The 12,342-nt window shown below is 52.5% G+C and carries 9 protein-coding genes; 3 read left to right on the forward strand and 6 right to left on the reverse strand.

Features of this window, described 5'->3' with window-relative positions; genetic code table 11:
• Positions 1-132 precede the first annotated feature (132 nt).
• Entirely contained in the window at positions 133-3,480 is a 3,348-nt protein-coding gene (locus Q3F21_RS19305; RefSeq protein WP_340256722.1) for a hypothetical protein, read from the forward strand.
• A 43-nt stretch (positions 3,481-3,523) separates the two neighbouring features.
• Here Q3F21_RS19305 and Q3F21_RS19310 read toward each other — a convergent pair whose 3' ends face one another.
• Genes Q3F21_RS19310 through Q3F21_RS19330 form a run of 5 tightly spaced genes read right to left on the reverse strand, consistent with a single transcriptional unit; the run spans position 3,524 to position 8,605 of the window.
• Positions 3,524-4,129 carry an ABC transporter ATP-binding protein gene (locus Q3F21_RS19310; protein WP_340256725.1) on the reverse strand — a complete coding sequence of 202 codons (606 nt, stop codon included), beginning with the start codon at positions 4,127-4,129 and terminating at the stop codon, positions 3,524-3,526.
• The gene (locus tag Q3F21_RS19315) at positions 4,119-5,120 is read right to left on the reverse strand and encodes an oligopeptide/dipeptide ABC transporter ATP-binding protein (RefSeq protein WP_340256728.1); all 1,002 of its coding nucleotides are present in this window, start codon (positions 5,118-5,120) and stop codon (positions 4,119-4,121) included. Before Q3F21_RS19315 ends, Q3F21_RS19310 begins: the two co-directional genes overlap by 11 nt.
• Before the next feature lie 42 nt (positions 5,121-5,162).
• Entirely contained in the window at positions 5,163-5,978 is an 816-nt protein-coding gene (locus tag Q3F21_RS19320; RefSeq protein WP_340256731.1) for an ABC transporter permease, read from the reverse strand.
• Positions 5,975-6,958 carry an ABC transporter permease gene (locus Q3F21_RS19325; RefSeq protein WP_340256734.1) on the reverse strand — a complete coding sequence of 328 codons (984 nt, stop codon included), beginning with the start codon at positions 6,956-6,958 and terminating at the stop codon, positions 5,975-5,977. Before Q3F21_RS19325 ends, Q3F21_RS19320 begins: the two co-directional genes overlap by 4 nt.
• Before the next feature lie 33 nt (positions 6,959-6,991).
• Positions 6,992-8,605 (reverse strand): ABC transporter substrate-binding protein, encoded by a 1,614-nt coding sequence (locus Q3F21_RS19330; protein ID WP_340256737.1) that lies wholly within the window; start codon positions 8,603-8,605, stop codon positions 6,992-6,994.
• Positions 8,606-9,104: 499 nt separating this feature from the next.
• On the opposite strand from Q3F21_RS19330, the gene Q3F21_RS19335 reads away from it, so the two are divergent.
• Positions 9,105-10,433, forward strand: coding sequence for a GMC oxidoreductase (locus Q3F21_RS19335; RefSeq protein WP_340256740.1), 1,329 nt, complete (start codon positions 9,105-9,107; stop codon positions 10,431-10,433).
• 12 nt (positions 10,434-10,445) lie between these two features.
• A complete protein-coding gene (locus Q3F21_RS19340) occupies positions 10,446-11,186 on the forward strand; it encodes a glycosyltransferase (protein ID WP_340256742.1) in 741 nt (246 codons plus the stop codon).
• Positions 11,187-11,331: 145 nt separating this feature from the next.
• On the opposite strand, the gene Q3F21_RS19345 is transcribed toward Q3F21_RS19340, so the two are convergent.
• Entirely contained in the window at positions 11,332-12,177 is an 846-nt protein-coding gene (locus tag Q3F21_RS19345; RefSeq protein ID WP_340256744.1) for a 5'-nucleotidase, lipoprotein e(P4) family, read from the reverse strand.
• Positions 12,178-12,342 lie beyond the last annotated feature (165 nt).

Below are 12,342 nucleotides of genomic sequence, written 5' to 3' on the forward strand. Positions count from 1 at the left end.
CATTTTCAATTTGTACCCCTTTTCCTGAAAGCTCTTGTCTGCAAGCCAGGAGCCAAGCTGTTTCTTTACGAGCCCGGCCTGTTTCATTATGATGGTAATAACGTATTTATCTGTAAGGAGGGGCATCCCTACATGCACTCCAGAGAGACGATATCCGTACCGCAGTCATCTCCGCTTCTTCAAGACGCCCGAACATCCAGCCGGGATACAAGCGCTCACGCAGCTGCCAGCGTTACACCCCAGTCCCGGATACTTTCTCCCCAGCATGTACTGCAGCTTCAACGAACTGCGGGCAACCGCGCTGTGAGCAAGCTGCTTGGCACCGCGTCTCTCCAACGCAAAGCGGGTGTCATCCAGCGCTCTTCGAAAGACGCGACCATGCGTTTAGACGATGAAGCGGAAACGCCGTTATCCCCGTCGACCGATCATGAAGAGGAGCAAAAAGAAAAGCTGGTCGTCCACAAAAAAGGCAAAAACCTTGCCATCTCGATACCGGTTGACAATGCGGAGCAATTTAAAAAAATCGGCGCTGCGCTAGGGAAAAAGGCCAAGATCGAGTATCCGCTAGCGGGCAGACAAGCTGTTTCCCTAGTGGACGTCTTCAAGGAAAAAAATTTCTCTTTTTCCGAACACAATTTAGATGAGCCCTCTCTTGAACTTGGGCCAGGCGAGCACAAGCTCGAGTTTTGTTTTCTGGGAGAAATCGAAATAAAGAACGTAAAAAAAACGGTGAATCAAAAGGCACCGGTTGCGATCGTGATCACATCGCCGGAAGTCCCCCGGCAAGAGAAGCAGCCCGAATCGGCAGTCGAAACAAACGGCCCGGAAAAGATGAAGAGCAACGCTCGTAAAAAAGCAGTTGCCGCTTCGATCACTTCTGCTATGGACAGGATCGGCTACTCTGTTTTCATTGGCGGGGCGGCGGCCGTCAATATCCGGTTCGGCGACCATCGCGAGATCAACGACCTCGATTTCAAAATCGCCAAAAAAGGGGACAGCGAAAGCGAGGAAATCAATCTGGACAAGCCTTTCAACGAAACGCCGCAGATTGTTGCGGAAATAAATGAACAGCTAAAAAAAGAAGGTGATATAAAGCTGACGAAGCCCTTCACTCCCCCTGTCGACGATACAAATCGGATCGATGGCCAAATCGATGGCGTCGATGTCAGCTTCATCCGGGTGCGCAGCACCAGCTATCGCGAACGCGGGCAAAAGCTTGACAAAATCAGTGCCCTCCACGGATCCGACCTGATTCTGGACAAAGCGCTGGCGATCGCTGCCCGCGAAGAAAAGTGGAAATCGGACCTGTTTGATCTGATCCACGCGCTCGTGAACACGGAGGGCGGTTTGACTGAATTATTGACGAATTTGGAAAAGGAACGCGGCAAGTCGTACAAGAGTCGAAGCAAGAAAAAGGAACAGGTCAGTACGGCTACAGCATCAAGCGAGACGGACGAGCCGGAAGTTTTTGAAAAGCTCACGATGGACTTTTTTGCCAAGCTAAAGAAGTATGGCTCACACGCAGCGGAATTCCAAAAATATATCGCGCCGTATTTCCCGGCAGAAACAGAAAGAGACACATCAGGCTCCAGCAGAAAGAGACAGCCGAAAGCAGCCGTCTCCGAAAAAACCGAAGAATATATGGACATGTTCAAACAGCTCATAGAAGTGGCGAAATCCTCGCTCATCGTCCAGGCCGGTAATATGACGGGCGACATGTTTGGCATAAGCGCCGCCCTCATCTTGAATCCGGAGGCCCACGTGCTGATCATCCGCGAGGAAAATGATCAGAAAAACCGCGACCGGACCGACATGATCAAATCGTTTTACCTGGAAACCGTACAGGACCCATCCCGCATCCATACTCTCTCACCTGTCAAAAACGCGTCAGAAGCCTACACAAAATTCACGGGCCGCAATCCCAAGTTCTTTCAGGAGAAGCTCGTGCCAGCCGAACAGGCAACGTCAGACTCCCCTCTTCCCTTGCATTTGCAATTTACGTTTAAGCAGATAACTGTGGGAGACGCAACCGGAATGGTTTCGGGCAATTTCGGAAATCATGCGCGGTCCACCATTTCCGATCGGTTTGGCGTTACGAGCCCTGTTCAGACCCTGGATGCGTTGAAGGCTGAAGAGGAACGTTTCCTCGCTTTGAAAAAACAGGTGGATCAAGAGTTTAACAGAGAAACGAATGAGGACTGGTCAGTCGGGGCAGCGGCTTTGAAGATCCCCTATCAGAAAGAGGATCTGAAGAAAATCGGGGAGAATCTCGCCGCCAGAAAACAGCCCATAAAAAATATGATGCAGCATTTATCAAGTCAGACAGAAAATTTGGAAGAAGCAATAGCGGCGAAGCTGAAGAAGTTGGAAACCTGGCTGACACAGTCTGTTTCCAACATGTTTAACCTGATTCACCAGTTGGACTCCCTGCGGGGTCAGCAAAGCAAATACGAACATGTGCAAACATTTCTCGATCACAAAGGAATCTCTGCCACAGGAAACAACATTGTGCTCTGGTCCCGATTCAGCGGCAAAAAGGGCGGCCCCCACGCCCAGCACGACACCAGCTTCACGGGCATGCGCCAGATGGCCGAGCTGGCAAAGTCGATTGGCTCTGCGGTCATCATCACCGGGGACAAGCCTCTGAAGGACGGAAAGATCGATGAACTTATCTCGGAGACCGGGGCATACGACCTGACCGAGTTTTGGAATGATCCCCTGTGGCAGAAGCTTTTCCCTGACGGCAAACGCTCAGACCAGTTCCTCCTCTTTCACTATTTGCACGAGAACGGCAGCCTGAAGCATCTGGGCTTTCGCAGCGGCAATCTGGAAGCCTACGCATTGCTGGGACATACCGTCCGTTATATGGAAGAGGAAGGAAACCAGCAAGCTGGCCGGATGGCAAAATGGGAAAGACTCGGCTATCGGCGCATCACAGTAGACAAGGTTCCCTCCTTCACAGGGCAATGGGTGGTGGAACATACGGAAGATGAACGTCCGGAGCCCAAGCCTTTCTGGATCGAAAACAAAAGTATGGCAAAGCCGGAAATCGATAGACAACGCGGTTTTTCAACTCAAACATTGGAAAACATATTGAATTACTTTGCCGGATTGGAACCAGTCGAAAAAGAAACGAAAGAGGGGACAACTCGGGTGGCGGATGCCAGTGAGGCTGAAAGCGTGACAGCGGCCGAGAAAAATCCGCCTCCCAAAGCGTGGATGACGGAATTGCGGAGGAGATACGATGAGGATGCCAAATGGCGGGAAAGGCTGGATAAAACAGCTGAATTACATGGAGCCGAAAGCGGCGAATACCAGGTTCTTTATATGAAATACATGCAACAGAAAACACTCTCTTTGGCCAATCTCGATGACAGCATGAAAAAATATCTCAGGGAAGAAGACGTCGACGCGCATACCGAAGCCTGGTTGAAAGAACTGATCGAGCAAGCGAAAAAAGAGGCGGCCGTCGTCAAATAGACCGGTTTTGAACGAGCATCTGTGCCCCCTCCTCTTTTTTTCGCTAGCGGAACTGCGTCAAATCGACAACTCTGCCGCACAGCCGATTCAGCAGGTTTTTCTCGTGGCTTACCACGAGCACTCCCATTTCATGCTCGCGGGCATAGTCGAGCACGACCCGCCAGATTTGCGCCTGTGTGATCGCGTCGAGCATCGCCGTCATTTCATCGGCGATCAAAAAACGGGTTTGCGGCCGGAGCGCCCGCGCTACGCAAAAGCGCTGCAGCTCTCCCCCGGACAGCTCGTTTGGCCAGCGGCCCTGCCACTCCTCCTGAATGCCGAGAGCCGTCAGCAGCGCATCGTCTGTCCCTCCGGACTCCGCCAGCGTTTTGCGCATCCTCCAGCGGGGGTTGACCGCTTTCTCGGGGTGCTGGAAAACAAGCTGAACTGGATGGTACCCGGCAGCCGGCAGCGCCGATCCATCCAGAGTGACGCTGCCTTCATGCGGACGCTCGTAGCCTGCCAGGATGCGTCCGAGCGTGGTTTTGCCGCACCCGCTCGGTCCGATCACGCCGACGACTTCTCCCGCTCGGACCGCGATGCTGACTCCCCGCAGCACCCATTGACCTGTGCCGTAGCGAAATCCGACCTCGCTCGCTTCAAGAAGCATGGATACATCTCACCGTCCCCTCGCGAACAGTCCGCATCTCAGGCCTTCCGGCTTCGCACTCTGGCGTGGCCAGCGGGCAGCGCGGCTGAAACAGACATCCACCGGGGAGCGCATGGGGAAGCGGCTGCACTCCCGGAATGGGCGCAAAGTCGTTTTGCGGAAGCGATCTCCACAGCGCCTTTGTATACGGATGGCGGAGCGCTTCGCCAGCTCCGGCAAAGTCCTGCGCAGGCGCGATCTCGACAGTCGTTCCGGCGTAAAAAACAGCAATCCGGTCGGCGATTTTGAGTGCCGTTTCGATGTCGTGGGTAATCAGCATCACGCCGCGTCCCCGATCGGCCAGCTCCCGGAAGCAGCCGAGCGTCTCCCGGACAGCCGCATCGTCAAGCCCGGGCGTCGGCTCATCCGCTATGACCAGCCGGGCGCCGCTGACCAGAGCGGTGGCTACCAGCACACGCCGGGCCATTCCTCCTGACAATTGAAACGGGAACAGTCGCTCCACTTCCGGCCCCAGATTATACCGGGCAAACACCTCGCGCTGGATTTGAGCGGCAGCTGCACGGGCATTCGCAGCTCCGCCCTCCAGAGCACCGCCCCTTATCGAGGTGCGAACCTGCTTGCCCACCTGCATCAACGGATCAAGATAGTTGACGGATTGCGGAATGAGCGCGATCTCCCGTCCCCTGATCGCTTCCTGGCGTTCGGGAGTGAGCTTCTGGCCGGCAAAGCGGATCGAGCCTGAAACGGCGGCATTGCCTGGCAGTATTCCGAGTATGGCATGAGCCAGCAAGCTTTTGCCCGATCCGCTGGAGCCGATCACGGCCACGATTTCACCGGGATAAACGGACACGCTCAAATCGGCAATCACCTGTACGCTTCTCTGGCGAAGGCCGCTCGTATACTGCATGAACGAAATAGACAAATCCTGTACCTCAAGAAGCGGGCCCGGCTTCGTCTGCATATCCATATGCGGCTTCGTCTGCATATCCATATGCGTCCTCCTCCTTCTCCTAGGTAAACGGTTAAGCCTCTGTTACTGACGAGCACTGCGCGGGTCTGTCAGCAGCCGGAGATTTTCGCCCAGCGTATCAAAAGCCCGCACGATGACAAGCAGGGATATTCCCGGAAAAAATGCCAGCCACCACATTCCCGAGGTCAGGTAGCGCATCGATTCCGACAGAATGATGCCGATGGCCGGCTGGTGCGGCGACAGTCCAAAGCCGAGAAAGCTGATCGCCGCCTCGTGCAAAATGGCATGGGGAAAAAGCAGCACAAAACCGATGAAAAGCTGCGGAGCCAAATGGGGAAGGATGTGGCGGCTCGCTATCCACCAGCGCGATTTGCCCAAGCGGCGGGAGACCTGGACATACTCGGCCGACCGGAGCTGCATGACCTCCGCCCGTATGATCCGCGCCAGGCTTGGCCAATGCGTAAGGGCTATGCCTACAACTACCCCTTTCATTCCGCCGCCCAGCGTAAACGAGATCAGGATCAGAGCCACCAGATGCGGGACGCCAAGGAATAAATCAATCAGCCAGCTGATTGCGGCGTCGGCAGCCTTTCCCATAGTGGCCGCCAGCATGCCCATTGCAAGTGCGATAGCGGTGCTTGCCGCGGCGGCGATAATCCCTACGCCGATGCTTACAGTCAGCCCCTTCAACGTTCTCCCCAGCATATCCCGGCCAAGGTGATCCGTCCCAAATGGGTGTTCAAGCGACGGCGACGCATTCCGTGCGTCCAAATTGGTTACAACGCGCTCATCTCCCAGGGTCAGTCCGCTGACGACTGCACCAGCCAGCAGCAAGGCGGCAAGCAACATGATTAAGATCGTTTTCTGTCTGCGGTTCATGCCGATTCCCCCTTCCTGATCCTCGGATCAACCACGCGGTAGATGATGTCCGCCGCGAGATTTCCGACAAAAACGAAGTGGGCGCTGCAGATCACAATGCCGAGCAGCAGCGGTACGTCGCTGCGCAATCCGGCCTGAACCGCAGCCTGTCCAAGACCCGGGTATGAAAAAATTTGTTCGGCGAGCACCGTGCCTCCGATCAGCTCGCTGATGGAAGCGAATTGAATCGTCACCGCGGGCAAGGCGACATTGCGCAAGCCATGGCGCCAAAAGAGCCGCAGTCCTTTTTCTCCCCTCGCCCTGGCGAACAAGATGTAATCGCTGGCCAGCACGTCTGCGAGCTTCTGCCTCGTATGCAGCGCAACATTGGCCACGCCGAGAATGCTCAGGGTCAACGCCGGCAGGATGAGATGATACAGGCGGTTTGCGATCGTGACATCCTCGGCAAGCTTGCCCGCCGGCACTCCCAAGCCCACCGGAAACCAGCCGAGCCACACGGCGAATACCATCACGAGCAGCAGCCCCAGCCAAAACGCGGGTGTCGAAGCCAACGTAAGGCAATACCATTTGATCAGCCGATCGATCCAGGTGCCCTGCTTCATTCCGGCTACAGCTCCGAGGGCAAAGCCCAATGCTCCCGACAGCAGCCAGGCCGTGCTCATCAAGGCCAGCGAAGCCGTAAACCGCTCTCCGATCACCTCGGCTACCGGGCGGCGAAAAATCATCGACGTTCCGAAATCTCCATGCATAACGGCTGAACTCCAATGGAAAAACCTCTCAAGCGGCGGCTTGTTTACCCCCCAGTACTCTGCAATCATCTCCCGTTGTTCGCTGCTGACCCGCGTCATGTCGGCACCGACGTACGCCTGTACCGGATCCAGCGGCGAGCAGCTGGCCAGCCAGAATGAGAGCACGCACAGGGCGATCAGCAGCGAAGCCATTCGCAGCAGTTTTTTAAGAATAAACGTTACCAGGCTCATATGCCGCCACCCAAACTCCCCTTTTCTTTGCCTTTATTCCTTCCAGGACCATTCCACGATATTGTCGGTAATCGGCCATCCGTGACCGTGCGGCTGAATTTTCGGCGTCCCGATATCAAGCCCGTCGCGTACCAGATACAGGTGCTGCCGGTTGACCAGCCAGGCCCAGGGAGCGTCTCCTTTGGCGCCGAATCCGGTTTTTCCGTCCCACTGCGCCTTTTTCCAATAGCCGAGCGCCTCTTCCTCTGTCGTCGCTTTCAGTGCCTTTTCCATGTATTCATCAACCGCCGGATTCGCGTAGAAGCCCGTGTTGTACCAGCCAATGCCTGCTGTTTTGCTGCTGTACAGATTGTACATTTCCAGCGGATCGTAGCTGCCCCAGCCGAACAGGACTGCTTGGGAATGCATGCTCCGGGCGATGTCGTCCCAACTGCCGCCTTCCACCTTGATGTTGATCCCGAGCGGCTTGATCATATCGGCCACCGCGATAGCCAGCGATTGGCGCGACTGGTCGTCGGCCTGATAGATGAGCGTAAACTCCGCCTTCAGGGAGCCTTTCTCGAGAATGCCGTCGCCATCGGTATCCTGCCAGCCTGCCTCGGCCAGAATGTTCTTGGCCTGATCGAGATCGGCATCCTCAATCACTGTCTCCGGGTTCCACCACGGCATCCCGTCCGCTACGGAATAGGCAGGAGTGCCAAAGCCCTCAAAAATGCCTTCCACCAGCTTTTTGCGGTCAATGGCGATATTGATCGCTTTCCGGATCGCGATATCTGCGGTCACGTCATTGCCGATGGGCGCTCCCTCCTTGGTTGCTCCGCCTGCCTTTACGACAGGGAACAGAATCCCGCGATTGTCCACGCTGTTTACCGTGACCAGGTGCATGCCCGGCACCTCTTGCCTGGCGACGTTCGGCAGGACGAAGGCCATATCCACTTCGCCCGCTTTGGCAGCGGCAAACGCGGCATCCTCCTTCAGGAAGAGAAACGTCAGTTTTGTAAAGACGGACTTCGGTCCGTAATATTCCGGGTTGGCTTCGACGATCAGCTGCTGGCCCGCATCCCATTGCACAAGCTTATACGGCCCCGAGCCGATCGGTTTTTTGGCGTAGTCCTCGCCATGGGCGCGTTTCGGAACAATCCCGGTAGCCACGAGAATATTTACAAAGGTAGACTGGGGGTGGTTCAGCGTAAATTTGACCGTAAACGGATCGACGGCCTCTACGCTTTTCAAAATGCCAAGGTCAACCACCGACCCGCTTTTGGAGGCTGTTTCGTAGGTGTACACGACGTCGGCTGCCGTCAGCGGCTGGCCGTCAGAGAATTTTACATCATCGCGCAGCTTTACCGTCCAGACCAGACCGTCATCGCTTACCTCATAGCCTGTTGCCAGGTCGTTTACGATCTTCAAATCCTTGTCTCGCTTCAGGATCGTGCTCTGGAACAGCGGCGACCCGTACCGCCCCCAGCCGGTCGTCGGGTCAAAGCCGTCCTCCGGCTCATAGCCGATGGCCAGGATCAGCTCGTCCTGTTTTTTTCCTGCTTCAGCACCGGTCCCCGGATTTTTGTCGGGTGTGCAACCCGCTGCAAGCAGAAGAGCGATCGCTAATATCCAGACACTTGGCCCTGTATACCATTTTGTAAGCATCTTTTTTTCTCTCTCCTATCCAACTCATCATTTTATACACAATCATCCGAATCTTACCAAACCACAGGCATATACGTTCGTCCCAACTATATTACATGTGCTCCGAGCAGCATAGCGAAAAAATGTATCCTCCGTCTGGTTCGGCATTCAGAAAATACACACAGAAATAATCAAGCCACCCTTTCAGGCGGCTGATTTTCGTATGTATGGTTGTGGAACGGCTCCCCGAGTACTGATTTCCTAATAGATCAGCTGACCGAATCTCTATCTGTATTATATAGAAAGAGGGAGAGTCTTGAAAGGTTTGCTAATCAATCGGATAGGTACTACCGGAAATTATCCTCCTTCCACGAATAATTTTTCGCATGGACCATGATAAATTTATGTGCTTGTCTTGAGGAAGCCAACCATATCTAATCGAAACATGAAACATACATATAAGAATAGATTGTGCAGTTTTTTTGTTTCTCCCAAAATGAGTGGAAGAAGGTGCCGAGCAATGACAGAACTACCCCCCTTCCCTATTCCCTTTCAGTCTATAAAGCACATGAAAGAGAACGAATACGACATTTTAATTGTTGGTACCGGAGCTGGAGGCGCAGCGGTTCTCTGGAGATTATGCGCGGCCTGGCAAGACAGCAAAAAACGCATTGCCATCATTGATGCCGGTGACCTCTTGCTCCACACACATGTCTATAACATACCGGAATTAAAGGAACGATGGGATCATTGCTATGCCCAAAACGTCCATCCGATCGGTAAGCAGTTGCCCCAGTTTTCCGGTGCGGAGCAAGTTTTCGCATTGGGCGGCAGAACTATATTTTGGGGAGCTGCTATTCCCAGAATTCACGCATCTGAATGGGTAGAGTGGCCATTTCCCTCTCAGGAGCTAGATGCATATTACGAAATTGCCGAAGGATTGATGCACAACCGGGAGACCTCCTCGGCATCCTCATCACCATTGCTCGAGCAGCTTTATGAAAACGGGTTTCATCAAGCATGCACGATTCCAAGTGCGGTTTCAAACGGGCAAACCTTCAGCTCCTTATGCTTCTTACGAAAAGCTTGGGAAAAACATCCGTTTGACCTGTCTGTAAAAACACGAGCGCTTCAGTTGGTTATGGAAAATGGAAAGCCAGTAGGCTTGACGGTAAGAGATCATCAGAAAAACAGGCATGTAGTAAGAGCAAAAACAATAGTCTTGGCCGCTGGACCCTTGGAAACTCCGCGTCTCTTGCTCCATTCCGGAATATATGGAAACACCATCGGACACTACCTAACAAGCCATTCATATATAAGGGCGACAGGAATTCATATGGAGGAAAATACTTCAGAGCAGCTTTCCGCTTTCTTGCCCCAAACGGACAAAAAGTCATATCAATTCCAAATATACAAAGGCAACGGCTCGGTACTTGTCGTCGGTTTCGGAAAGGTAGAATCCTCTTTCGACAATAAGCTTAGTTTGAACAAGCAAAGTGTGGATGAGTACGGGGTACCGAACATTCATATCGACTTTTCGTATTCCCGCAATGATACGGAACTGATTCGCCAGATGAATATGGAAGTACCAAAAATATTCGACGCCTTAGGAGCAAATATCAACCACATTCAAATACAGCCCCCCGGAAGCGACTACCATGAAAACGGCACATGCCGCATGGGGAATAATCCCCTGCAATCAGCCACGAACACCTTTGGACAAATCCATGGAATTCCTGGACTTTACGCGGCAGACAATAGCATACTTCCCTCGATCGGCGCGGCAAACCCCACTTTGACTACGGTTGCATTAGCCATCCGAATAGCGGATCGTCTCGCGAATCAATAGAAGCAAGAAAGGATGAAAAAAAGAATGGATAATCCGATAGAAACCGGCGTGAATGGGCAAGGGGTGTCGATTATCACTTGTACGAACAAGCCGTTGATGATCGATAACGTATTTGCAAATTACAGAAGTCAGGCCTGGCCTGTCAAAGAGTTGATCATCATATTAAACAAAGATGAAATGAATCCGGATGAATGGAAGAGGAGAGCAAACGGTGATCCGAACGTATTCATTTTTCAACTCCCCGAACAGTTATCCTTGGGCGAATGCTGCAATTTTGCCGTAGATCAAACGAAATATGACTATATTGCCACCTTTGACGATGACGATTACTATGCCCCCCTCTATCTGCATGATATGATGCCCGTATTTCACCAAACCGCTGCCGATATTGTCGGCAAGAAAACACATTATCTCTATCTAGAAAACCTGAAAGATCTTTACCTGCGATTTCCTGGACAAGAAAACAGGTACGTGGATTGGGTATGCGGCGGGAAGAAAATCGTCAAAAGACATGTGTTCAATCATGTAAGATATCAGCACATTTCTACTAGTGAGGACATCTACTTTTGTCTGGAGTGCTTGAAACATGGGTTTACCATTTATTCGACCGATCGATTCAATCTGATTTACAAGAGATGTGCCGACACCATGTCGCATACATGGAAAATAACAGACGAGGACGTAGTCAAAAACGACTGTGAATTTATTGCCCACACCGAGGATTATAAAAGCTTTTCAAAGCGGCCGGTTTAACCCTTGCCTCCCGTGAGACAAAGGAAGAAGCACGCCTTCTCCGTCATCCTCCGCTGCCTCTGATCGCGACTTCAGACAAAAACACCTTCCAAAACCATTATTCGAACGGTTCAGGGAGGTGTTTGGCTGTTTGTGAAGAATTTTGTCAATCTTTTCCGGATAGCGTCTTCTTCTTCATCTGCTTTACTTGTTCTGCGGTAAGATCCTTTTTGCTTTCGATGATCGCCTTCTCCCAATCGCCGTACATCGGATTGGGCAGAACGATAAATTTGGTTCCAAACAAATCTTTTGCCTTGTGAACAGCTTCTTCTCTTGCTTTTACGCTTACCGGTGCAAACAGATCGGAAAAGTCCTCCAGATTGTCTCCCATGAGCAGGACGATCTTGTGATCCTTGGCAACCTCTTGTCTCCTGCTTTCCTTGCTCGATGCCATTCCCTGCTCTCTGATGAAAAGATGGCTGTATTCCGCCTGCGGAAATCCTAAATGGGCCAGGCTCTTCACCGTAGCTTCCTTGATGTCCGGGAGTCTGTTGGTCACGTAATAGACGTCTCCGCCCTTTTCCACCACGTAATTTAAGAATTCCACCGCCCCGGGCAAAGGAGTAGCCACATTCGATTGAACCCACTTCCTCCAGGCCTCTCCTGACGCTTCCGCCCCTAAAATAATATCAACCGTGTACCCCGAAGTGTCGATTATTGTATCATCAATATCTACAATGACAGCCAGTTTTTCTTTCGTTTCGTTTTCAGCAAGTGCTTTATCGAACATCATTTTGGCCAGGTTAAAGGTTTGGTAAGAAAGTGCTCTTCCTTCAGCCGACTTCAGCCATAATGTGCCCGCTACTTTTTGCTCGACCAGAGGGTTCTTCGAAACGACACTAGCCCCTGCCGATTGTTTGGGCGATTCAGCGGCCGTTACGGCTGTCGGCATCAGCAGGCAGACCGACGTGATGACACCTACAAGCAATTTGGCTGTTTTTCCTTTTAACATGGTAACCACCCTTCTTTATTTGTTGGTCAGGAGGCTCAGGATATTCCACGCTGCCGCTCGGGGATTTCCGCAGCTTTTGTGTCAGAAAACGACCACCTCCTCGCATTAGTTTTTCCATGCTCATTGTCAAAAACCTCCTGAATTTATTTTAAAATTTAGAATAAT

This window comes from Brevibacillus borstelensis (assembly GCF_037834415.1).
GTDB lineage: Bacteria > Bacillota > Bacilli > Brevibacillales > Brevibacillaceae > Brevibacillus > Brevibacillus borstelensis_A.

Coding starts and splice junctions, on each gene's coding strand:
- Q3F21_RS19305 (WP_340256722.1), top strand. CDS start 133: ATGCACTCCAGAGAGACGATATCCGTACCGCAGTCATCTCCGCTTCTT.
- Q3F21_RS19310 (WP_340256725.1), bottom strand. CDS start 4,129: ATGCTTCTTGAAGCGAGCGAGGTCGGATTTCGCTACGGCACAGGTCAA.
- Q3F21_RS19315 (WP_340256728.1), bottom strand. CDS start 5,120: ATGGATATGCAGACGAAGCCGCATATGGATATGCAGACGAAGCCGGGC.
- Q3F21_RS19320 (WP_340256731.1), bottom strand. CDS start 5,978: ATGAACCGCAGACAGAAAACGATCTTAATCATGTTGCTTGCCGCCTTG.
- Q3F21_RS19325 (WP_340256734.1), bottom strand. CDS start 6,958: ATGAGCCTGGTAACGTTTATTCTTAAAAAACTGCTGCGAATGGCTTCG.
- Q3F21_RS19330 (WP_340256737.1), bottom strand. CDS start 8,605: ATGCTTACAAAATGGTATACAGGGCCAAGTGTCTGGATATTAGCGATC.
- Q3F21_RS19335 (WP_340256740.1), top strand. CDS start 9,105: ATGACAGAACTACCCCCCTTCCCTATTCCCTTTCAGTCTATAAAGCAC.
- Q3F21_RS19340 (WP_340256742.1), top strand. CDS start 10,446: ATGAAAAAAAGAATGGATAATCCGATAGAAACCGGCGTGAATGGGCAA.
- Q3F21_RS19345 (WP_340256744.1), bottom strand. CDS start 12,177: ATGTTAAAAGGAAAAACAGCCAAATTGCTTGTAGGTGTCATCACGTCG.